Below are 22489 nucleotides of genomic sequence, written 5' to 3' on the forward strand. Positions count from 1 at the left end.
CAATAAACTCGGTTTTAATACAACTTGATCACAAAGCGACTGCATAAATACTCAGCAGTTTTTATATTAACGGTTTTAAGTTGTTATTACTTAGTGTACTTTGACAGTTGATTTACAGTTAAAAAAACAGCAAATTTATTAAAATTTAGCCTCTTAGCTTAATTTTCCTGCAAACAAACCCTGTTAAGTGTTTTTTTGCAAAAAAGGTGTTGACGGATTTGGGTCATATCAGCATAATACGCCCCGCACTCAGCGATGAAGTGATAACAAAAGAGATGGCTAAGTAGCTCAGCTGGTTAGAGCACATCACTCATAATGATGGGGTCACAGGTTCAAATCCCGTCTTAGCCACCATTTTTCTTTTGTTGCTCAATGAAGAGTTTAAAATAACTACCTCCCTTTGATTATTCAAAGTGAAAATGCGGGAGTGGCGGAATTGGTAGACGCGCTGGATTTAGGTTCCAGTATCTTAGGATGTGAGAGTTCAAGTCTCTCCTTCCGCACCATGTTCTGATATGAACTAAACTATCAATTGTTTTCTGTTGGGATATCGCCAAGCGGTAAGGCACCAGGTTTTGATCCTGGCATTCCCAGGTTCAAATCCTGGTATCCCAGCCAACAATGGCTAAGTAGCTCAGCTGGTTAGAGCACATCACTCATAATGATGGGGTCACAGGTTCAAATCCCGTCTTAGCCACCATTTCTTTTTTTAGAAGTGGCTCTGCAAGAGTTAAATTGCAGCTCAATGAAGAGTTTAAAATAACTACCTTTCTTTGATTATTCAAAGTAAAAATGCGGGAGTGGCGGAATTGGTAGACGCGCTGGATTTAGGTTCCAGTATCTTAGGATGTGAGAGTTCAAGTCTCTCCTTCCGCACCATGTTCTCGATAAGAACTAAAATAATCAGCTAATTCTTTGTTGGGATATCGCCAAGCGGTAAGGCACCAGGTTTTGATCCTGGCATTCCCAGGTTCAAATCCTGGTATCCCAGCCAATTTCTTCTACCAAAGAAATTGCTATAAAGAATGACAATATACGGGAGTATCGGAATTGGCAGTAGTCTGAATTAGACGCTGGATTTAGGTTCCAATACATTAACAGCTGTGTATGTTAAATGCGGGAGTGGCGGAATTGGTAGACGCGCTGGATTTAGGTTCCAGTAACTTAGGTTGTGAGAGTTCAAGTCTCTCCTTCCGCACCATGTTCTCGATAAGAACTAAAATAATCAGCTAATTCTTTGTTGGGATATCGCCAAGCGGTAAGGCACCAGGTTTTGATCCTGGCATTCCCAGGTTCAAATCCTGGTATCCCAGCCAATTTCTTCTACCAAAGAAATTGCTATAAAGAATGACCATATGCGGGAGTATCGGAATTGGCAGTTGTCTTGAATTAGACGCTGGATTTAGGTTCCAATACATTAACACCTGTGTATGTTAAATGCGGGAGTGGCGGAATTGGTAGACGCGCTGGATTTAGGTTCCAGTATCTTAGGATGTGAGAGTTCAAGTCTCTCCTTCCGCACCATGTTCTTATCTAGAACTAAAACTATTCCAAATTTAGCGTTGGGATATCGCCAAGCGGTAAGGCACCAGGTTTTGATCCTGGCATTCCCAGGTTCAAATCCTGGTATCCCAGCCAATTTCTATATTATCCTGTACTCTTCCTCATTAGCATATTTGTGTATAAACTCATTAATGTTTACTGGCTTGCTAAAATAATACCCTTGCAAATAATCACAATCCATTAGCGTTAATGTTTGTTTAAGATCGTTATCTTCTATTCCCTCTGCCACCACTTTACAATTAAGTCGCGTCGCTAAAAACAATGTCGATTCAACAATCGCGTAATCTGCTATTTGAGTCAGCATGTCTTTTATAAATGACTGATCTATTTTTATTTGGCTTATTGGTAATTCTCGCAGTAATACCAAAGAAGAAAAACCAGTACCAAAATCATCTACACTAAATTCAAACCCTCTGCTATTTAGTTTTTGCATCATAGTGCGGGCGGCTTCTAGGTTTGTCATCATGGCGCATTCGGTTATTTCAAAAATAATTGCGTCGCTTAACGTTGGGTCATGCTTTACTAGTTCTTCAACAAACTCATAAAACTCCGGGCTTTCTAAATCTTTAGTAGAAAGGTTTACATGCAACGAACCTATAAACCCAGCTGCTTTTAACACCTTTAAGTGCTTTATTGTTTCTAGTAGCACCCATTTAGAAATATTTAATATCAACCCACTTTGCTCAGCAATGCCAATAAACACCTCTGGGCTAATAAATGAGCCATCACTTTGCGGCCAGCGTATTAATGCCTCTGCACCATGTACTTCATCGGCTCTGGCATCAAATATAGGCTGTAAATAAAGCTCAAATTCGTGGTTTTTAATGGCGTGCTTAATACGTGAGGTCATATTTGAAAGCTCATTTGCTCGGGTGCTCAGCGCCTCAAAGTAATGTACATACAGTTGCTGTGTGTCTTTAGCCTCATGCAGTGCTAAGTCTGCTTGCTTTAATAACTCATTAGCGAGCGACGAGTGATTCGCAAAGGTTGTTATTCCCACAGTCACGTGTACACGTAAGCTATGCTCGTAAATATGAAATGGGTGTTTGGTTGATTTTTTTATTGCTTCAATACATAAATTAATTGCCTCATTGGCTGAGTTATCAACAATAAGTGCAAATTCAGCGCCGCCTAAACGGTACAGCTTGGCTATTCCCACAATATTATGGCTGAGTGTTTTTGAAAAAATGCTTAACAGCATATCCCCTACTTTATTGCCGTATGAGTCATTAATCGATTTAAAGCGGTTTAAATCTATAAGCATTAAATAAAACGAAGGCTCGTATTTAACTTGTTTGTTAAGCACCTGAAAAAACTTTTTTCGATTAGGGAGGCCAGTTAAGCTGTCGTTTTCGGCAAGGGTTCGTTGACGTTTTGCAAAGCGGTCTATTTTTAAAATACTTTTATAACTAAGCTGAATAACTAAATAAACAAAAGCGCCCCCGCCAAATAAAATTAGCGATACGCTCATAGCAATAAATCCGGCTATATCGTTATTTACAAAATAATAAAGTACATACCAATAGCCCACTATAAAGCTAAAAATAAGCGCCAGTAGCAAAATCCACGAAACACGGTTAGTTTTTTTACAAATTTTTATTGTTGGCACAATGCTCAGCGTTAGTAGCAAAGCGCCGACAATGAGTATAAAAATAAAAAAATTATCCACAAACACACAACTTTTAATTGGTTAGTAGTTTGAGTATGGCAAAAAAACGCAATAACGGAATAAATTAATAGTGACAACTATGCAGGTGCCCAAGTGGCATAAGAAAGGGAGTGATTGGCCGTGCATTCATTAAATTAGCCAATCACTTAAGCGGATTTAATTAAGCTCCCCACTAATGGCGTATTTTAATACCCAGTTTTTTAAAGGGCCGGTATTGTTAGCCATTTTTAAAAACTGACTGCGTGCCCATTTTAGTGGCGTAATTTGGTTAGAAAAACCAAAGTAACACGCATCCATCATGCTCATCATTAATAGGTTGGCTTTACGGCGGCTTCGCTCGTATTCTTTTAGTTTTAGCGGGCAACCAATATCATCAGCGTCTTCAAGCGCCTGTGCGAGTGCTACCACATCTTGAAAGCCTAAATTAACGCCCTGCCCAGCCAGTGGGTTAATTGTATGAGCCGCATCGCCCACTAACACCAAGCGACCATTAGAGTAATTATTTGCATGCTGACGGGTAAGCGGAAATACCGCATGGCTTTGCACCTCAAAATCCCCTGCAAGAAACGGAAACTTATTTAAAACATGCGCTTTAATTTGCTCAGCCGTTAACCCTTTAAAGTTTTGTAAGGTATTAGCGCTGTCGTACCAAATTAAATTAGCGTATGGCGCCTGCATAGGTAAAAATGCTAACGGGCCTGTAGGGGTAAATTGTTGCCACGTTTTTACTTGCTGCGGCGCATCTAGCTTTATTAGTACGCCCATGCAGTGCTGCTGATACTGCCACCCTGTTACACCAATATTTGCCTTTGCACGTAGCTGCGATTGCCCGCCATCGGCTGCAATAACTAAATCAGCAGTGTAACGGGTATCGCCATAAATGAGGGTGATTGACGTTGTGTCTTGCTCAATAGCGCTTAAAGGTGCTGATTGTTCAATAACCTCAATATTATAATGTGCAAACTGCTGCCAAAGGCTTGCTTGTATTAAATTGTTTTCGATTAAATGACCTAAGTGCGAAGTATTAATATCGGCGCAATCAAATAATAGGTTGTCGCCACCGCGCTCAAATGCTTCTAACTGCGTGTAAGGTGCTAATCGGTTTTGCCTTAAAATAGGCATAGCCCCTAGCTCGTCCAGCAGGTTTTCTGAAAAACGGTTAATAGCCGATACCCGTATATCTACCTGATCACTTGCTAAAATGGCGTCGGCGTTAATCAGTTTTTTTTCTATTATTTGTACTGATTTTCCTTGCTGTGCAAGCTTTATGGCCATGGCCGCACCGACCATCCCCGCGCCTACAACAATCACTTTGTTTTGAGTCATGTTTTTCATCATTTGGTTAATACGTGAAACTGTTTTGATTGTACCGTAACTCGCCGCATTAGTGCGAGAGTATATAACTATCACGCTATTAAACTGCCTGTGTATTGATTTGAGATCACAAACATGAAAACTATACTTGGATCTGGGCGGGTATCCAGCTAAAATACGCGTCCTTTAAGTGAGCAACCTTGCTCCTTAATCCCGTTTTAAGCACATTTTTGTGCCACTACCGAATTGAACACGAGGCTATATTTCAATGAGCAAAAAGCTGCATATCAAAACTTGGGGTTGTCAGATGAACGAGTACGACTCTCAGAAGATGGCTGATCTTTTAGATGCAACCAACGGCTACCAGCTAACGGAAGAAGCAGCAGACGCCGACGTTATTTTACTTAACACCTGTTCAATTCGTGAAAAAGCGCAAGAAAAAGTATTTCACCAATTAGGTCGCTGGAAGTTATTAAAAGACGACAAGCCAGATTTAATTATTGGTGTAGGTGGTTGTGTTGCCTCTCAAGAAGGTGACTCTATTCGCCAGCGCGCACCGTTTGTTGATGTTATTTTTGGCCCACAAACATTGCACCGTTTACCAGAAATGATTAAACAAGTGCAAGGCGACAAAGGCTCATCGGTGGTTGATATTTCGTTCCCAGAAATTGAAAAGTTTGACCGTTTACCAGAGCCAAAAGCAGAAGGCCCGTCTGCATTTGTATCAATAATGGAAGGTTGTTCTAAGTACTGTACTTTTTGTGTTGTACCTTATACCCGTGGTGAAGAAGTTAGCCGCCCATTAGATGACGTATTATTAGAAGTTGCGCAACTTGCCGAGCAAGGCGTACGTGAAGTAAACCTGCTTGGTCAAAATGTAAATGCATACCGCGGTGAAACACACGATGGCGAAATTTGTTACTTCTCAGATTTAATCCGTTACGTAGCAGCGATTGATGGTATTGACCGTATTCGTTACACCACCTCGCACCCGGTAGAGTTTACGCCAGATATTATTGATGCGTACGCTGATGTACCAGAGCTTGTTGATCACTTACACCTACCTGTGCAAAGTGGTTCAGACCGTATTCTTAATTTAATGAAACGCGGCCATACAGCGCTTGAGTACAAATCAACAATACGTAAGCTGCGTAAAATTCGCCCTAACTTAAGCATGTCGTCAGACTTCATTATTGGTTTCCCAGGTGAAAGTAAAACAGACTTTGAAGCCACAATGAACTTAATTAACGACATTGGCTTTGATATGAGCTTTAGCTTTATTTACAGTGCGCGTCCAGGTACGCCTGCCGCCGACTTACCTGATGACGTATCAGAGCAAGAGAAAAAAGAGCGCTTATACCTACTACAAAACCGTATTACACAAATGGCACAACAAATTAGCCGCCAAATGTTTGATACAGAGCAACGTATTTTAGTTGAGGGGCCTTCTAAAAAGAACCCAATGGAATTACGTGGCCGCACCGAAAACAATCGTGTAGTTAACTTTGTTGGCCCACACACAGTGATCGGCCAGTTTGTTGATGTACGTATTACCGAAGCGTTACCAAACTCTTTACGTGGCGATTTAATTCGTACAGAATCAGAAATGAACTTACGTCGTGATATTGCTCCTTCAGCTATTTTAACAAAAGCTGCAAGCGTTGAGCCAAAAATCGATGCAACCAACGAAATTGGCGTAGCTACTTTCGTACCGTAGTTGTATAAATTCATTGCGCCAGTAACCCTTACTGGCGCACCCGAATAGGAAGTAATTTTGAGTAATCAGTTAAAAACATTAGAGATTTATTTAGAACCTGCCGACAACAAACGCCTTTCTTCTTTATGTGGCCCGTTTGACGAAAACATCAAACAAATTGAACGCCGCCTAGGTGTTGAAATAATCCACCGCGACAACTTTTTTAAAGTAACAGGTAAACTGCACTCAAGTGCCGCGGCCGTAGACATTTTAAAAAACCTTTATGTTGATACTCAACCTGTTCGTGGCGAAATTGGTGAAATAGAGCCCGACAACGTACATTTAGCCATTACCGAATCAAAAGCCCTAGAACAAGAAGTGCCGCAAAGTGCGTACGGCAAAGAAATGTTTATTAAAACCCGCCGGGGCGTAATTAAACCACGTAACGACAATCAAGGTTTGTATGTTGCTAATATTTTGCATCACGACATTACCTTTGGTATTGGCCCTGCCGGTACAGGTAAAACCTACCTAGCAGTTGCAGCCGCAGTAGATGCTCTAGAGCGCCAAGAAATACGTCGTATATTACTTACCCGCCCAGCGGTAGAAGCCGGTGAAAAACTGGGCTTTTTACCAGGCGATTTAAGCCAAAAGGTAGACCCATACCTACGCCCTCTTTACGATGCGCTATTTGAAATGCTTGGCTTTGAAAAAGTAGAAAAACTTATTGAAAAACACATTATTGAAATTGCCCCACTTGCTTACATGCGTGGCCGTACACTAAATGATGCGTTTATTATTTTAGATGAAAGCCAAAATACCACCGCCGAGCAAATGAAAATGTTTTTAACCCGTATAGGCTTTAATTCTAAAGCAGTAATAACGGGCGATATAACACAAGTTGATTTACCACGCGGTGCGCGCTCAGGCCTTCGCCATGCAATAGAAGTACTTAGCGATGTTGAAGAAATTAGCTTTAACTTTTTCCAATCGCACGACATTGTTCGCCACCCTGTTGTTGGCCGTATTGTCGAAGCCTACGAGCGCAATGACGAAAGCGAGCGACTAAAGCGTATAGAAAAACAAAAAGCCAAAGAGCAACTTGCCGCTCAACAGCCGCCTTCTACTAAAGAGTAATACCGTGAGCACCGAATTAGATTTACAAATAGCGTGTGAGTTTGACAACCTCCCAAGCGAAGAACAATTTGCACTGTGGGCCGATAAAGCCCTGAGCAAGTTTCGTGATGAGTCGGAGCTGAGCATCGTTATAAGCGATGAAGCCCAATCACAACAATTAAACAACGACTACCGTGGTAAAAATAAACCAACCAACGTGTTGTCGTTCGAATTTGAAGCACCGCCAGGCATTGATTTGCCATTAGTAGGTGATTTAATAATTTGCCCAGCCATTGTATTGGCCGAGGCAATCGAGCAAGAAAAGTCATTTCATGACCACTTTGCCCATATGGTTATTCATGGATGCTTGCATTTACTTGGATTTGACCATATAAAGAGTGAAGACGCTTTTGAGATGGAAAGCATAGAAAAGCAATTACTTGCAGAGCTAAACATAGCTGACCCATACCGGGACGAAATTTAAATTAACGGAGCATTTAGACGCAATGAGCGACGATAACTCGCAATCTAGCCAGGGTTCTTCTGGCAAAACGTGGATGGGCCGCATAGCCCAAATGTTGCAAGGGGAACCCCAGAATAGAGAAGAGCTGGTTGAAGTAATTGCCGACGCGCAAGAGCGTGACGTAATCGACCCAGAAACCAAAGAAATGATTGAAGGTGTGCTTGGTGTATCCAAGCTTAAAGTGCGCGATATAATGATCCCGCGCTCACAAATGGTCACACTTGAGGTCGACAGCCCCCTTGAAGATTTGATCCCCATGATGGTCGACTCCACCCACTCGCGTTTTCCGGTGGTGTGTGAAGACAAAGACCACGTTGAAGGTATTTTGCTCGCAAAAGACTTGCTGCCGCTTATTTTAAATAAAGATGAGCACCTACCCTCACTGCGCGAATATTTACGCCCAGCCATGGTAGTGCCAGAAAGCAAGCGCGTAGACACCCTACTAAATGAATTTCGTCAGCAACGCTACCACATGGCTATTGTCATTGACGAATACGGCGGTGTATCGGGCCTTGTAACCATTGAAGATATTCTTGAAATAATCGTCGGCGAAATCGAAGATGAACACGACGAAGAAGAAGATCAACAAGATATTCGCCAACTTGCTAAGCATGTATACGTAGTACAAGCGCTTACCCCTGTAGATGACTTTAACGAGTACTTTAAAACAGGTTACAGCACCGATGAAGCCGATACCATTGGCGGCACGGTACTACACGCATTTGGCCATATGCCAAGTCGCGGCGAAACAATTGAAATAGACGACTATCAGTTTAAAGTAACTAATTCTGATAACCGTCGTATTTTACAACTGCAAGTCACCGTTCCTAAGGTTGATGAAAACGACAGTGAAGAAACTACTAACTAAACTCACCCTGTTAGTAAAAGATAAAAAAGCATGGCTCGCACTGGTTGCGGGCCTTATTTTAACTTTTGGCTACGCCCCTTACCAAATTTGGCCCATCGCATTTTTTAGCATTGCCGCCATTATTTTTTGTATTAACCCAAACAACACAGGTAAAACGCACGCGAAAAGCGCCGCTAAATATGGCTTTATATTTGGCTTAGGCTGGTTTGGCGCGGGTATTAGCTGGGTGCACGTATCTATTGCCACCTTTGGCGGCATGCCGCTTATAGCGTCGCTCTCGTTAATGGCTTTACTGTGCTCATATTTAGCCCTGTTTCCAGCACTCGCGTTTTGGGCTTCAACTCGCTTTGCAAGTGGCCCTAAATGCATGGGGGCACTTCTAATTGCCACTATAGCCATTAGTGAATACTTACGTGGACACTTACTGACCGGCTTTCCATGGCTAAGTTTTGGCTATACACAAACAGATGGCCCGCTTAGGCTGCTTGCCCCTTATATTGGCGAATTTGGCTTAACGCTTACCTGTGTTGGCATTGGTTTTGCCCTTTACAGGCTCACCCAAAAAGATTTTAAAACCCCATTAATAAGCGCAGCCGCTTTAGCGTTACTTGTTATTGGCGCATTAAATTCAGGTAATAATCGCTACTCTGGCAAAGAAATGTCGACCTTATTGGTGCAAGGTAATATTAAACAACACCTGCGCTTTGAACCCAGTGAGTTTTGGACCACCATGAGCAAGTACCAAGACCTAACACGCCCACATTGGGATGCCGACCTAGTGGTATGGCCCGAAGCCGCAGTGCCCGAAATAGAAGCCCTTGCCGACACGTACTTAGCCAACTTAGACAGCGCGGCGTCGTTTAATAAAACCGCGTTAGTTACCGGTATTGTTGACTACCAGCTCGACACCAAAACCATTTACAACACCCTTATTGTGGTAGGTAATAAAGAGCAGAACGACGAGCACGGCCATTATCGCTACCTAGACAAAAACCGCTACCGTAAGCACCAGTTGTTACCTATCGGCGAATTTGTACCATTTCAGGATATACTACGCCCTATAGCGCCATTGTTTGATTTACCTATGTCATCGTTTACGCGTGGCGATAGAGTGCAAAACAACTTACGCGCCAATGGATTTAATCTGCTACCTGCCATTTGCTACGAAATAGTATTTGCCGATTTAGTACGCGGTAATTACCAAAGCGACTCTGACTTGCTGTTTACCGTAAGTAACGACGCGTGGTTTGGCGACTCCATTGGGCCATTACAACACATGCAAATAGCCCGCATGCGCGCATTAGAATTACAACGCCCGCTGGTACGTGTTACCAACAATGGCGTAAGCGCCGTATACGACCCAATAAGCCACACTCAGCAAACCATGCCACAGTTTGAAGCTGCGACCATGAAAGCCGATATAAATCTTATACAAGGCGACAGCGTGTACAGCCAATACGGCAATGTGTTTGTATGGGGATTTGTGGTGTTGATGATGATCGGTGGAATTGGGGTTAGGTTTAGGGGTAAGATTTGCTAAAGAATATAGATAAATATATGGATAATTTAAAATCACCTTATTGGGAGGTTTATATATTTATTTTAATTTTATCACTCACCGGTTCCGCGTTGATTTTATTAATATTGGCTACACTTTGGTATAATAATATGACGTTAGATGTGATTACTAAAATCTTTACTGCTGCAGGTAGTTTCGCAACTTGCCTAACTTTCATTTATTTAATCATACAAAACTCTAATAGAATTGAATTTGAAAAAAAGCAAAGTAGTTCACTCGAAAAACAGAATGAGATGCTTAACTTTCAAAAATATCAACTCCATCGGGCTGAATTCTATTCTTTGTTAGAAACTCTTGAAGATAGAAATAACGGTTTACTGATATTCCAAAATAAAGATAGACTTTATAAAAGGTTATTCCCTGAGAACTCCTTCTCTTATTTAGTCTATGACTATAGCATTAATCCAATCGCTGAAGAAAATCCACTAGAATTGAGCAAAGACGCTATTAATAGATATAAAAACGACACTATTTTGCTTAAAGATGAAAACTGTGAATACGAAACTAATATCCTAGAACAATCGTTAAAATCAATACGATTAAATACAAATAAATTACAAAACCTATTTAATATCATTGATAATTCAAAGCCTGAATTTGGATCTGTTTTATCAGAAAAACACGTTTTAATGAACTGTACTGGTGTGTTCCGTAATATAGAAACACTAATTAAGCTAATTAATGAGATTAGAATGTTTACTAACCTACCAGAATTTTATGGCAATAAAAATCAAGGTAATATTTATTATCCAATTCCTGTATCACTAAAGGTGATAAGGTATTTAACCGAAAGAGATTCTGAGCTCTCGGTTATTGGGCTTGATATCTTGAAGGCAGTTATTGAACTAGATGATAATTTAAAAAACGATAAATTTAACAACTTTGCATTTAACTCCCTTAAACTTTCATCATTTTTGAACTACACAACTTTAAAAAGTGAGTTTAATTGCAATGATGAAGAAATTATTAATGAGCTCAAAAGGCGAATCAACAATTTTAAAGAAAAGCATACAAAAGAAATCAGTGTTAATTCAAGTTTAAAAAATTCTATTCAAGAGCTAGAAGATAAACTATTAAATAACAAGCCTTTGAATAACGAAAATAGCCTATTAAACTTAATGTTTTAAAAATATATAAAAACTCTACGGGTTCCTAAACACTACTTCGATTTAAATTTATAATTTGTCTACATCCACATTAATCATTAGTGATAAATCAGCTCTACGACTTTCAACAATTTTAGTTAATTCAAATTCATCAAGCTGATCCATTAGTAACTCATACAATTGTGCTGGAACTAAATAAGCAACTGGCTCATTATATTTTAAAATTTCGATAGCCTCTCCATCAGGATTATTTATGAGGGCAATTGGATTTTTCTTTAGTTCTGAAATACTTGCTGAACAATCAGCTAAAATCTTTTTCATAGCTCACCTGATAAAGTTAAACCTGTACTTCATTTTAAGTTTTTAAACTCAACCTGTATATTTTTATAATTACTTTACGCTTTCACTGCTTCTACAACCGTTTTCACATTTACAACTTGGTTCACGCTGCCCTGAATAACCACAGTCGCTGATATTTTATCTTGAATAGCTTGCCTGTTTGGGTCCCAGTACACTTGTAAAAAGCCTAATAAGCCCGTGGCAAAACCGGCGCCGTACCCGCCGTATCTGCCAAAACAATCAAGCATACCTAGTGGCTCGCCATTTAGTGAGACCACCCGAATATTACATACTTTTTTACCTGGGGTTTGTCCGCGCCATAATAACGAGAACAACGTAAAGTATACGGCCGCCCAGCCAAAACCAAGGCCTAGGTCTTGAATAATGCCTTTACCCCACTGCAAAATGCTGGTGACAGGTTTGGTTTGCTCGCTTTTAGTTTCAGCTTTTTCAGTGATATTGCTTTTATGAGTTATTTCGCCCGAAATGCTTTCTCGCTCTGTCTCATTATTTTTAAAATCATCTGCCGCAACGGGCTCATCATCAGATATAGCCATTAAGTGCAATAATGTGCGCGTAACTTCAATACCTCCTACGTTTTGCATTTCAGCAAGCGCTGGTAATTGGCCAACTAAATTTGCTCGAGCAACGCTTTGGCAAGCGTCATCACAGTTTTTATCGTCGTCTGTTTGTGTTAAATAGGTGCGTATTATTGCTTTATCATGCTCGCTTAGCTCATCGTTTTGCTGTGTTTTTTCTAGTTGAGGTGTTTGAATAGCGGTATCGCCTTCAAAAAAATCAATCGCTAACGAGAGTACAGTTAGTGAACTTACAAATAAAAAGCTCGCGGCAAAAAGCTTTAAGGCTCTGCGCCAAAACGACGACATTTTTGGAAGATATTGCTGCGCAGTGCCTTTATAAAAAGCCATGGCCGCCACAAAGGCAATTAAAGTGGCGCTTAGCTTAGCGGCCATAAATATTAAAGTGACATCAATAGTCATCGCCAATGCACGTTTAATTGGGCTCGCTAATGGAATACCTAATAACGCTTGGTCAATTTTAAAGGCATACGGGGTGATCACGTCTTTGGTTTCAGAGTCTGATAACGCGAGTTGCTCTATCTCTTTGGTTTTCATTTTTATTTTTATTTTTATGTTTTTAAAATGGGTAAGCTGTTTAACTTACGCGCTTTTTATTGTTATATCAATCCGCTTAATTAAGTGATCTATTTTTCGAATTGGTATTAGCTCAAGTTAAAGCTATTGATTTACCAGCATAAAAAAAGGGCTGCATACATGCAGCCCTTAAAATACTTTATTTATAAATAATTAAGCGGCTGGGTAATCGGTATAGCCTTGCTCTGCACCACCAAATAAGGTGTCGGGGTTGTGGCTATTTAGCGGTTTACCTTGCTCTAAACGTGCCGGTAAATCTGGGTTAGACACAAATGGGCGACCAAAGCCAATCATGTCGGCCCAGCCTTGTGCTAGGGCTTCATCGGCACGTTCTTTAGTGTACTTACCTGCATAAATTAATACGCCGCTGTACGCTTTACGAATAGCCTGTTTAAATTCAACACTCATTAAAGGGGCATCATCCCAGTCGGCTTCAGCAATGTGCATGTAGCCCACGCCAGCGTCGTTTAGTGCTTGAGCAACGGCTAAATATGTTTGCTCTGGGTTATCATCAACCGTGCCGTTAAGCGTGGTAAGTGGTGCAAGCCTTACACCTACTTTTTGACTACCAATTTCATCGCTTACTGCATTTACAACCTCTGTTAAAAAACGCAAACGATTTTGCACACTGCCGCCATATTCATCAGTACGGGCATTTGATTGCGAGTCTAAAAATTGGTTAATTAAATACCCATTAGCGGCGTGTAGCTCTATGCCATCAAAGCCTGCGTCTACTGCATTTTTAGCCGCTTGGCGAAATTCGCCTAGTACATTTTCAATATCTTGCTTGCTCATTTCACGCGGTAACTGAGTCTCAACAAAGCCAGGTTCGCCGTTAGTATCTACAAATACTTTTACGTCTTTTGCAGCAATGGCCGATGCCGATATAGGCTGAACACCGCCCGTGTTGTCGCTGTGAGTTACGCGCCCTACATGCCAAAGCTGCGCAAACATAACGCCACCAGCATCGTGCACTTTGTTGGTCACCGTGCGCCAACCTGCGACTTGCTCGTTTGTGTAAATACCTGGTGTCCAGGCATAGCCTTTACCCAGCTCACTTATTTGTGTGCCTTCGCTTACTATTAACCCAGCACTTGCTCGCTGCGCGTAATAAGTGGCCATTAAATCATTGGCAATGTCGCCAGGCTGCGTTGAGCGCGAGCGAGTCATTGGTGGCATAACAATACGGTTTTTTAAAGTTTTACCTGCAAGTTCTATGGGTGAGAAAAGTAACGTCATAATGCCTCCTAAGTTTGATGGCGCTCATAATAGCGCAGCTATATAAATTCAAAAATAGCAAAAAACACAAAATAGCTTTGTTGTATTTGCAAAAGTGTCTGCTTATTCTTCTGCTGAGCATTACATACAAACCATTTAAAAAGTCATGCTAGTGCTAGAAAACTCAATTGATACAATATAACATACCAATATATACCTATTAGTAAGTAAAATTAAATGATCAATAAAAAGCCCGTCACAGTGTTATCAGGCTTTTTAGGCTCAGGTAAAACAACCGTACTTAGCCATATTCTTAATAACCGACAAGGGATAAAAGTGGCTGTTATAGTCAACGATATGAGCGAGATAAACATAGATGCAGCCACAATTAAAAACGATGTGTCGCTCAATCACAGCAACGAAAAACTCGTCGAAATGAGCAACGGCTGTATTTGCTGCACACTACGAGAAGATTTACTTGTTGAAGTGGGTAAACTTGCCAAAGATGGCCGTTTTGATTATCTCGTCATTGAATCAACAGGCATTTCAGAACCCCTACCGGTTGCCGAAACATTTACCTTTGCCGACGAAAACGGGGTTTCTCTTGGTGATGTTGCCACTCTCGATACCATGGTAACCGTGGTTGATGCGGTTAACTTTTTAACCGACTACGAACAAGCAAACGATTTACAAGATACTGGCGAATCGTTAGGAGAAGACGACGAGCGAAGCGTGGCCGACCTACTTGTTGATCAAATTGAATTTGCCGACGTTATTTTAATTAGCAAAACTGATTTAGTCACCAATGAACAGCTCAATAAGCTTATTGCCATTTTAAATACGCTTAATACTCAAGCTAACATTATTCCTATATCAAACGGCAACATTAATATTAATGAAGTGCTCAATACGGGCTTATTTAATTTTGCACGCGCCCAACAAGCACCAGGTTGGCTTAAAGAAATGCGTGGTGAACACATCCCCGAGACCGAAGAGTATGGTATTAGCAGCTTTAATTATACGGCGCGCCGCCCATTTAACCCTGAAAAGTTTTATCACTTGTTGCACAACACCGAGCAATTTGGCCAGCTCATTCGCTCTAAAGGGTATTTTTGGCTCGCAACGCGCCCTTTATTTTGCGCGCAGTGGAGCCAAGCAGGCGGTATAGCTCATTACGGGTTTGCTGGCATGTTTTATAAAGCAATTCCTAAAAAAGACTGGCCCACAGAGCTCGAGCTACTTGCTGATATAAACAGTAAATGGGTAGAGCCCTTTGGTGATATGCGTCAAGAACTTGTATTTATTGGTCAGTCGTTAAATAAACAAGCCATGATTGAGGCGCTTGATGACTGCCTACTGCCAGAAGAAGCTGTGCTTAAAGGTAAAGATTTTTGGAAAACCTATAACGACCCGTTTCCTATTTGGGAGGAAGTGTAATGAATGCCCTAGCTCCAATAACGGCGCAAATAAAACCCACTGAGCAACTCCACCGAAGAGCAGCTAAAGAACGTAACGCCAATGTATTGCCACACATTTATGACCAAAGCACTAACATCGTTATTTGGCAAAGAGACCTTGAACAAGTATTAACAAATGCCGTTAATACACTCATTAGCACTAATGCCATAAAACCACTTGAGCTTGCGGTATCACCCGATGATGCGCTTGATAAGTTAGTTACTGCACTTAAACCAGATGATAATAACCGCGATGAAACTGATGCGCTGTGTAAAGACATAGCATTATTAGTTGAAATGTTTTGCTGCCTATTTGATTTAAAACGCGCCGGTTTAAGGCTAAAAATATTAGATAAACCTATGTGCCCGCGTTTTCATGTAGACAAAATTCCGTGCCGATTAGTGACTACTTACCAAGGCGTTGCAACGCAGTGGTTAAATCACAGCGATGTAGAGCGCTCAAAGCTTGGAACTGGTAATTTAGGTAAGCCCGATGAAGAGTCTGGCTTATTTAAAAGCCTAAATAATATTAATCAGCTAAATCAAGGGGATGTTGCGCTACTTAAAGGTGAGTACTGGGATGAAAACGAAGGCGCAGGGCTTGTGCACCGCTCGCCACCGGTGGTTACAAACGAGCAACGCTTGTTGGTCACCCTTGATTTTATTTAAAGTTTGTTATGGTGATAAACGCTGCACTAATGGGCGTTTATCACCCTCGCGATTACTTCGTACAACCCTTGTGTATTTACCGGTTTAGAAACAAAGTCATCCATGCCTACACTTAAACAGCGCTGCTTATCATCTTCATAGGCGTTTGCGGTAATAGCAACAATGGGCACATGTGCCTTTGTGTTTACCTCGTTAGCTCGTATTGTTTGGGTGCACTCGTAGCCATCCATATTAGGCATTTGGCAATCCATTAAAATTAAATCAAAGCGATTACCTTCAATTACTTTTAGCGCTTCTATGCCGTCGGTTGCCATCACTAAGTTTACCTTTGTAGGCTCTAGCATTTTTGCAATTACTTGCCGGTTAATGGGGTTATCTTCAACCAGTAAAAGTGTTTTATCGCTTAAATTAGGCAACGACTTCGGCTGTTTAACGGGCTCTGGTTTGTTGGACTGTGCTTTAGGTGCACTTACGTAAAATTTAAGTACACTGCCTTTGCCTGGTTCGCTGTTGAGGGTAATTTCACCCTGCATTTTTTTAATTAACCCTTGGCTAATTGCTAAACCTAACCCTGTGCCACCATACTTACGTGCCACACCTACATCTGCTTGCGTAAACTCACTAAATAACAACGACTGCTGATCTTTTTCAATACCAATGCCGCTATCGGCTACGCTTATTAAAAGTTGCTCGTTTTCGTAATCAAACGATAAACGCACAAAACCACGCTCGGTAAACTTATACGCATTAGATAGCAAGTTAATAATGACTTGGTTTAAACGTAGGTCGTCTACTTTTACGCAATCTGGCAGCCTGTCGCTTTGACTAACAATAAACTCGACGTGATCAGAACTTACAATGGGAGAAAACAACGACTTTATATTGGCAATAAACGGCGCAAGGTTAGTCGCCCTAGGGCTAATTTCCATGGCGTTAGCTTCTATTTTAGAAAAATCTAAAATATCGTTTAAAATTTTCAGTAAATTTTGTGCGCTTTTTTGCTGCGTATTTAATAGCTCCCGCTGCTCATCGGTTAATGAATTATCGCGCAATAAAACCTCTCCCATGCCTAAAATACCGTTCATAGGGGTGCGTAGCTCGTGGCTCATATTGGCTAAAAATTGCGACTTAGCAACATTGGCTAAATTAGCCCTATTTACCGCTTTTTTAAGCTCTGTGGTTTGTTCTGCTACTTTGCCCTCTAGCTGCTGATTAAATTCGCTCAGCTGGGTATTTAACCCTTGGTTTCTGATATTAGAGGCTTGTAGGTTTTCTATTGAACGCTGCAGCGCATTAGCTAGTAATTCAAATTGCTGTTGCAGTTGCAATACCTCATGCCAGCTTGAGTCTGTATTAAACTTATGTGTTTTGGTTTTGCCAAAGCTTTGCATTAGCGTAGTTAAGCTAGTGATTGGCTGCACTAATAAATTAGCAAGTTGGTGTATAAAAATAACCACCATAAGCATCAATATCGCACTTAACAAAATAGTGGGTAGCCAAGCTTTTGCCACCGACATACTTAAATGCTTACGATTATAAAAGGTAATAACTTGCCAGTGATTTTGTGGATCAATGTACCTAGAGCTGTGGTACACCTCGTTTTTGCTTGAACGAAATAGGTTTTTATCACCTAAGTTACTGGTATTAAAGCCCTCCCCGTTAAAATGGCTCAGTATTTTAAATTCATCAAGGGAGCTAAATACCACTTTTTGCTGCGCATCTAGCACCACTAAATCGCCCGTGTACTCAAATAAGTTAGGTATAAACCGCTCTAAGCGGTCTAACTTTAACGAGCCCTCTACCACACCATAAAACGTATTGTTACGGTATATAGGTGCCGACAGCGCCACAATGGCCTCGTTACCTAGGCCGCGACCTTGAAACACACCACTGGTATAACCCAGAGGGAACTGCTGAGCTTGAGTAAAGTATGCTCTGTCTTTAACACTACGCTGCGCAAGGCTAAGCCCCTCTATTAAATCGCTGGGCGAGCTAAGCTCTACAAAGCCATCTGGGTTTGCATACAAGCTGGTTGTAAAGCCTGGAAATAACGACATTAATCGTTTGAGCTGCACATCGCTTGCAGTGCCCGCACTTATTGCGTCGCTACTCATAACAATGGCGTTTTTATGAAATGCTAAATAATCATTTAATTGCGTGCTAATAGACTCGGCTTTTTCTTTTAGTTGAGCGTTTACTTCATACTCTAAGCGCGCATGATGATCGTTTACTAAAATTACACTGGTTAGCAATACCACTAAAATAATAATGACACTAACCACATAGCTTAAAATTTTTGCCAGTGGCCTACCCTGATACGCACGGCTAGCGTAAGGTACAAATACACTAACTAAATCAACCACCGCCAAACTTATTAGCGCGTTAATTAAGTACTTTGATATCGCTACTATTAGCGTTAACCAGGCCAAGCCAATAACAAATTGGCCTATAACCCATACAAAGGGTAAACCAATACATAGCCAAAATACGCTACCCAGAGGAAGAATAGGTTTAGAGCGGCGTAAGCAAAAAGCATAAAGCCAACAAAGCTCGAGTAAATACACAATACTCGGCCAACAATGGCCCCATCTATAAAGTAAAAAACCAGAAACAATGGCAAGGCTTAGGCACGCGTAACGCAGCCCAGTAAATACTAAGCTGCATAAAACAAACAATTGCCCAAACAAAAATTCGGAGCTGTCGAAAAAATACAATGGCGAGAGATTTACTAACCCGCCTAATAACCCTAATAAAACAGCGAGTGTCCACTTACTTCTTTGCGGCATTAATCAACCTTGGGGCACTTTGTTAACACTTTATATGTTAAAATTAATGTAATTTTTACATTATTACGTACAAGGCAAGGGTTGTCTAGCAGCAATAAAACAGGAACAGATACACATTACCCCCTGTCAAAAAGCGTGTTATGTGTTTTTACACTTACTCTTTTTATGACTGTCACTTAAATTTAACTTAATATCCTTAAGCATAGGCTTAGCATTCGCGATTGCTAAATAGGCATTAGCTAACGCTTCTGGAGCTGCGCAATAGTCTACATCGAGTATTACTGTTGAAACATTGAGTGACTGCAATTTATTGCCAAGCTCAGTAGATGTGAGCTTTGCTTTGGAGTTGCTAATTAAGTAATTTGATTCTTTTACATAAATAGTGATTGTTTCATCTGCTAGTGCAGTAAACGGCAGTAATAAAAACAGTGTGAATGTAAAAATAATGCGCATAAATCCTCCATGGTGTATAACGCCGAAAAAGCACTAAGCAACAATTGACTATAATACAGAGCGAAGCGAAACCACAACAGCCATTACAAAAGCCTCGTCTTGAATAAATTACTGCGCCACTACAAACCGACAAATGTCCATACATTACAATGAATTCATCTTAGCCCTCGAATAAGCTCATGTAAACAAGCTAACTTAGACACACAGGTTGCTGATGTATAAACATGTAAAAACGAGGTAGAGCGGTAATAGTGGAAAATCGACACTCGTGATACTAAATATCTAACGGTGTTACTAAGGAATAATTTAAAAGGAATGTATTTTCACCCAAATGAGGAATTTGGGTGGCAGTCTTACCAGCCACATCTCGGCACACACGTCACAAACTGTGGCTGCTCCCTTCCGGGCCTGACCAGGTTCGCCTGCTAGTGTTGCGAGAGGACCAATAAGACTACCATTGAGGGCCTTGGTTGGCGCGGGAAGGATTATCTCTACTTTTGGTGTGTTATTCAAGGGATAATCAAAAAAGAAAGTGCGATTGCATACTTCATATACAATCGCGGTTAAAAACAGCCTTTAATGCCTATTAATTACGCTCTAACTCGGCTTTAATTTTACGCAGTGCTGCTTTTACTTTTTTCATGTTTTCTGGGCCCATACGTAACAGCTGTTTTTGTGCAGCCGGTAATTGCTCCCATTCAGAAAACGCATACTGATAAGTAACCGAGTCTCGCAGTAGCGGTAACTCGCCTTCTGGCTCCGGTGTATCAAGTAATAACTCAATAGCATCTTCTAGCGTTTGATTAAATTCATCATCGCCGTAACCAATTTCACTGTACGCGTTGTTGATTAATGGCTTGTACTGCTCGTACATACGCACAGCTTGGGCGGCGCTCATGCTCGTAAATACTTTTACATACGGTGTATAGCGCTCGTAGCTGTTAGGGTCAATTGTTAAAATGTCCCCTTCGTTTACGCTAAATTCTTCTTCAGGTTTAACCACTGGCGTGTGCTTTTTAGCAATTTTGCCTTTGGCTATGTTGTCTATAAATACAACGCCACGGCGAATTACATCGTCGGTTACCATTAGGCTCATTACCGAGTCGCTTAGGTATTCATCCATTTTGGCAACCACTACGGTGTCGCTTTCATCAAGCGTTGGTAATGGCTCTACAACCGGCTCTGGCTCAGCTGGGCGTTGAGCAGGTACGCTTAGCTCAGCTGGCTTTTCAGGCTTAACTGATGGCGCATCTACCACAGGGTCGTTTTCTGGCTTTAGCTCCATCACCGGTTGCTCTTTAGGTGTTTGCTCTACCTCTGTGCGAGTTTCTGGCTCGTCAGTGGGCGATAGCAGGACGAACGCAGCGGCACACACTAAAATAATTAAAATAATAACGGCGAATAAAAAATTGTTTTTAGGCGGACGTTTTTGAACATCTGACGCTTCTGGTTTATCTGACATACAAACTCCATAAATTTAAATGCATATTACTCAGAGTACGCTGAGTGGAAAAAATTCACTATCGGTAATCACTATTACTTTAAATATAGGCTTTACAACATAAACCTACACTTACTAATTAGAACAACGAGCCATAGTAACTCAGTTATTCTTTGATTCTTCTAGCTTAAAGACTTAAAGTTGATAAATAAAGAAAAGACGTTAAGCAGTTCAAAAACCACTATGAAAATCCAGCAAGTTGACCCACATAAAACTAAAATAGCCCTATTACTTACAGGTGGTGGCGCTCGCGCTGCTTATCAAGTGGGCGTGCTTAAAGCGCTTGCTCATAGTATGCCTCGCACCGCGCCTTTGCCATTTAGAATTATTAACGGCACTTCTGCAGGCGCGATTAATTCTGCAGCTTTGGCCTGTTATGCCTCGTGTGCGCATTTGGCCGTGCGTAAACTTGAGTCTGTTTGGAAAAACTTTTCAACGTCTATGGTCTACAAAAGCGACTTTTTAAGTGTGTTTGGCCATATTGCGCGCAATATTTTAACCAGTTTTCAGTCTGAGCACATAAACCACCCGCCAGGCAGTTTGCTAAATAACCGCCCTTTGCGCGGTTTATTAAACGAAATTTTAGACCTGCACCGCATTGAGCGTAATTTACACCGTAATTATTTAGAAGCGATTTCTATTACCGCTTCAAGCTATACAACCGGTGACTCTGTTGCTTTTTTTCAGTCAAACACACAAACACCTTGGCAACGTGCCAAGCGCGAAGGTCGCCCTATGCGCATTAACGTTGAGCATTTAATGGCATCAAGCGCCATTCCTATGGTGTTTCCAAGTGTTAATGTATTTAACCACTATTTTGGCGATGGCTCTATTCACCAGCTCTCACCGCTTAGCCCGTCCATTCATTTAGGGGCTGAAAAAATATTTATTATTGGGGTAGACCAACCAAAAGAGTCGCATCCGGCGGGTTACTCGCCCCACTACCCTGGGCTTTCTGCGGTTGCTGGGCATTTACTCGATAGTGTATTTAGCGACACCATGCAAGCCGACCTTGAGCGCCTTGAGCGTGTAAATCGCACCTTAGGGCTGCTTCCGGCGCGCGACAAACATCAAGAGCTGAAACAAATAGAGACGTGTATTATTAATCCATCAAAAAACTTTAACGATATTGCCGCGCAATACTACAGCGATATGCCGTGGGCAATTAAGTTGCTGCTACGCACAATTGGGGTAAAAAAGCACTCGCAATCGAGTTTAACCAGCTATTTATTGTTTGAAAAACGCTACACTCAGCACCTAATTCAAATTGGCTATGAAGATGGCATGAAAAAACTACCCGAAATACGCCAATTTTTAGAGCTCGACTAGCTAATGTTGGCCTTGAAACCTGCTATTTAAGCGCAGAGTAAGCTTTGAAACCAACTGAGCCCGATAACTACCTCTGCGTTATTTTAATAACTTGCATCTATGTCAGTAAAAAACATCAAATGCATTTT

General features: G+C 41.2%; 17 protein-coding genes, 10 tRNA genes and 1 other RNA gene. 19 read left to right on the forward strand and 9 right to left on the reverse strand.

The genetic code is table 11. The annotated features are described in order from the left end of the window. Positions 1-277: 277 nt before the first annotated feature. From PSH50_RS15185 to PSH50_RS15230, 10 genes are all read left to right on the forward strand, one after another. Positions 278-354: transfer RNA gene (locus PSH50_RS15185), tRNA-Met, on the forward strand. Positions 355-421: 67 nt separating this feature from the next. Next, positions 422-506 (forward strand) — tRNA-Leu (locus PSH50_RS15190). 37 nt (positions 507-543) lie between these two features. Then, positions 544-618: transfer RNA gene (locus tag PSH50_RS15195), tRNA-Gln, on the forward strand. 5 nt (positions 619-623) lie between these two features. Next, positions 624-700, forward strand: a tRNA-Met gene (locus PSH50_RS15200). 94 nt (positions 701-794) lie between these two features. Then, positions 795-879 (forward strand) — tRNA-Leu (locus PSH50_RS15205). Positions 880-919: 40 nt separating this feature from the next. Beyond that, positions 920-994, forward strand: a tRNA-Gln gene (locus PSH50_RS15210). 122 nt (positions 995-1116) lie between these two features. Beyond that, positions 1117-1201: transfer RNA gene (locus PSH50_RS15215), tRNA-Leu, on the forward strand. A 40-nt stretch (positions 1202-1241) separates the two neighbouring features. Then, positions 1242-1316: transfer RNA gene (locus PSH50_RS15220), tRNA-Gln, on the forward strand. A gap of 123 nt (positions 1317-1439) precedes the next feature. Next, positions 1440-1524: transfer RNA gene (locus PSH50_RS15225), tRNA-Leu, on the forward strand. A 39-nt stretch (positions 1525-1563) separates the two neighbouring features. After that, a tRNA-Gln gene (locus tag PSH50_RS15230) sits at positions 1564-1638 on the forward strand. Positions 1639-1642: 4 nt separating this feature from the next. Here the strand turns inward: PSH50_RS15230 and PSH50_RS15235 are convergent. Both PSH50_RS15235 and PSH50_RS15240 read right to left on the reverse strand, forming a co-directional pair. Beyond that, positions 1643-3232 (reverse strand): bifunctional diguanylate cyclase/phosphodiesterase, encoded by a 1590-nt coding sequence (locus PSH50_RS15235; RefSeq protein ID WP_273587110.1) that lies wholly within the window; start codon positions 3230-3232, stop codon positions 1643-1645. A gap of 156 nt (positions 3233-3388) precedes the next feature. After that, entirely contained in the window at positions 3389-4558 is a 1170-nt protein-coding gene (locus tag PSH50_RS15240) for an FAD-dependent monooxygenase (RefSeq protein WP_024033866.1), read from the reverse strand. 256 nt (positions 4559-4814) lie between these two features. Here PSH50_RS15240 and miaB point away from each other — a divergent pair, with 256 nt between their 5' ends. The 6 genes from miaB to PSH50_RS15270 are packed head-to-tail and all read left to right on the forward strand — an operon-like array spanning position 4815 to position 11455. Further along, positions 4815-6263, forward strand: a complete 1449-nt coding sequence (gene miaB, locus PSH50_RS15245) for a tRNA (N6-isopentenyl adenosine(37)-C2)-methylthiotransferase MiaB (RefSeq protein ID WP_024033865.1) — start codon at positions 4815-4817, stop codon at positions 6261-6263. Between the two features lie 57 nt (positions 6264-6320). Beyond that, positions 6321-7379 (forward strand): PhoH family protein, encoded by a 1059-nt coding sequence (locus PSH50_RS15250; RefSeq protein ID WP_004589461.1) that lies wholly within the window; start codon positions 6321-6323, stop codon positions 7377-7379. A gap of 4 nt (positions 7380-7383) precedes the next feature. Next, on the forward strand, positions 7384-7842 hold the full coding sequence (gene ybeY, locus PSH50_RS15255) for an rRNA maturation RNase YbeY (RefSeq protein WP_024033864.1): 459 nt from the start codon (positions 7384-7386) through the stop codon (positions 7840-7842). A 22-nt stretch (positions 7843-7864) separates the two neighbouring features. Next, entirely contained in the window at positions 7865-8749 is an 885-nt protein-coding gene (corC, locus tag PSH50_RS15260) for a CNNM family magnesium/cobalt transport protein CorC (protein WP_004589463.1), read from the forward strand. Further along, positions 8730-10289: an apolipoprotein N-acyltransferase gene (gene lnt, locus PSH50_RS15265; RefSeq protein WP_273587109.1), complete on the forward strand. Its 1560-nt coding sequence runs from the start codon at positions 8730-8732 to the stop codon at positions 10287-10289. The genes corC and lnt overlap by 20 nt, the downstream gene beginning before the upstream one ends. A 17-nt stretch (positions 10290-10306) precedes the next feature. Continuing rightward, positions 10307-11455 (forward strand): hypothetical protein, encoded by a 1149-nt coding sequence (locus PSH50_RS15270; RefSeq protein ID WP_273587108.1) that lies wholly within the window; start codon positions 10307-10309, stop codon positions 11453-11455. Positions 11456-11503: 48 nt separating this feature from the next. On the opposite strand, the gene PSH50_RS15275 is transcribed toward PSH50_RS15270, so the two are convergent. From PSH50_RS15275 to PSH50_RS15285, 3 genes are all read right to left on the reverse strand, one after another. Beyond that, positions 11504-11755 carry an antitoxin gene (locus tag PSH50_RS15275; protein ID WP_273587107.1) on the reverse strand — a complete coding sequence of 84 codons (252 nt, stop codon included), beginning with the start codon at positions 11753-11755 and terminating at the stop codon, positions 11504-11506. A 74-nt stretch (positions 11756-11829) separates the two neighbouring features. Beyond that, positions 11830-12909 carry an RDD family protein gene (locus tag PSH50_RS15280; RefSeq protein WP_273587106.1) on the reverse strand — a complete coding sequence of 360 codons (1080 nt, stop codon included), beginning with the start codon at positions 12907-12909 and terminating at the stop codon, positions 11830-11832. 192 nt (positions 12910-13101) lie between these two features. Next, positions 13102-14187: an alkene reductase gene (locus PSH50_RS15285; protein ID WP_273587105.1), complete on the reverse strand. Its 1086-nt coding sequence runs from the start codon at positions 14185-14187 to the stop codon at positions 13102-13104. Positions 14188-14403: 216 nt separating this feature from the next. On the opposite strand from PSH50_RS15285, the gene zigA reads away from it, so the two are divergent. Further along, complete coding sequence (zigA, locus tag PSH50_RS15290; RefSeq protein ID WP_273587104.1) at positions 14404-15603, forward strand: zinc metallochaperone GTPase ZigA; 1200 nt, start codon at positions 14404-14406, stop codon at positions 15601-15603. Further along, a complete protein-coding gene (locus PSH50_RS15295; RefSeq protein WP_273587103.1) occupies positions 15603-16292 on the forward strand; it encodes a DUF1826 domain-containing protein in 690 nt (229 codons plus the stop codon). Before zigA ends, PSH50_RS15295 begins: the two co-directional genes overlap by 1 nt. 26 nt (positions 16293-16318) lie before the next feature. Here the strand turns inward: PSH50_RS15295 and PSH50_RS15300 are convergent, their stop codons facing one another. The 4 genes from PSH50_RS15300 to PSH50_RS15315 all read right to left on the reverse strand — a co-directional run bounded on the left by PSH50_RS15300 (position 16319) and on the right by PSH50_RS15315 (position 20993). After that, on the reverse strand, positions 16319-19078 hold the full coding sequence (locus tag PSH50_RS15300) for a response regulator (RefSeq protein WP_273587102.1): 2760 nt from the start codon (positions 19076-19078) through the stop codon (positions 16319-16321). A gap of 138 nt (positions 19079-19216) precedes the next feature. Beyond that, positions 19217-19531, reverse strand: coding sequence for a hypothetical protein (locus PSH50_RS15305; RefSeq protein WP_273587101.1), 315 nt, complete (start codon positions 19529-19531; stop codon positions 19217-19219). Positions 19532-19882: 351 nt separating this feature from the next. Then, positions 19883-19979, reverse strand: an RNA gene (gene ffs / locus PSH50_RS15310) — signal recognition particle sRNA small type. Between the two features lie 138 nt (positions 19980-20117). Continuing rightward, positions 20118-20993 carry a DUF3014 domain-containing protein gene (locus tag PSH50_RS15315; protein WP_004586946.1) on the reverse strand — a complete coding sequence of 292 codons (876 nt, stop codon included), beginning with the start codon at positions 20991-20993 and terminating at the stop codon, positions 20118-20120. Between the two features lie 222 nt (positions 20994-21215). Here PSH50_RS15315 and PSH50_RS15320 point away from each other — a divergent pair, with 222 nt between their 5' ends. Next, positions 21216-22361: a patatin-like phospholipase family protein gene (locus PSH50_RS15320; protein ID WP_273587100.1), complete on the forward strand. Its 1146-nt coding sequence runs from the start codon at positions 21216-21218 to the stop codon at positions 22359-22361. Positions 22362-22489: the final 128 nt, after the last annotated feature.

The sequence above is a fragment of the Pseudoalteromonas sp. Angola-7 genome, assembly GCF_028599255.1.
Lineage (GTDB): Bacteria > Pseudomonadota > Gammaproteobacteria > Enterobacterales > Alteromonadaceae > Pseudoalteromonas > Pseudoalteromonas atlantica.

Coding starts and splice junctions, on each gene's coding strand:
- PSH50_RS15240 (WP_024033866.1), bottom strand. CDS start 4,558: ATGACTCAAAACAAAGTGATTGTTGTAGGCGCGGGGATGGTCGGTGCG.
- miaB (WP_024033865.1), top strand. CDS start 4,815: ATGAGCAAAAAGCTGCATATCAAAACTTGGGGTTGTCAGATGAACGAG.
- corC (WP_004589463.1), top strand. CDS start 7,865: ATGAGCGACGATAACTCGCAATCTAGCCAGGGTTCTTCTGGCAAAACG.
- PSH50_RS15270 (WP_273587108.1), top strand. CDS start 10,307: ATGGATAATTTAAAATCACCTTATTGGGAGGTTTATATATTTATTTTA.
- PSH50_RS15275 (WP_273587107.1), bottom strand. CDS start 11,755: ATGAAAAAGATTTTAGCTGATTGTTCAGCAAGTATTTCAGAACTAAAG.
- PSH50_RS15280 (WP_273587106.1), bottom strand. CDS start 12,909: ATGAAAACCAAAGAGATAGAGCAACTCGCGTTATCAGACTCTGAAACC.
- PSH50_RS15285 (WP_273587105.1), bottom strand. CDS start 14,187: ATGACGTTACTTTTCTCACCCATAGAACTTGCAGGTAAAACTTTAAAA.
- zigA (WP_273587104.1), top strand. CDS start 14,404: ATGATCAATAAAAAGCCCGTCACAGTGTTATCAGGCTTTTTAGGCTCA.
- PSH50_RS15295 (WP_273587103.1), top strand. CDS start 15,603: ATGAATGCCCTAGCTCCAATAACGGCGCAAATAAAACCCACTGAGCAA.
- PSH50_RS15300 (WP_273587102.1), bottom strand. CDS start 19,078: ATGCCGCAAAGAAGTAAGTGGACACTCGCTGTTTTATTAGGGTTATTA.
- PSH50_RS15305 (WP_273587101.1), bottom strand. CDS start 19,531: ATGCGCATTATTTTTACATTCACACTGTTTTTATTACTGCCGTTTACT.
- PSH50_RS15315 (WP_004586946.1), bottom strand. CDS start 20,993: ATGTCAGATAAACCAGAAGCGTCAGATGTTCAAAAACGTCCGCCTAAA.
- PSH50_RS15320 (WP_273587100.1), top strand. CDS start 21,216: ATGAAAATCCAGCAAGTTGACCCACATAAAACTAAAATAGCCCTATTA.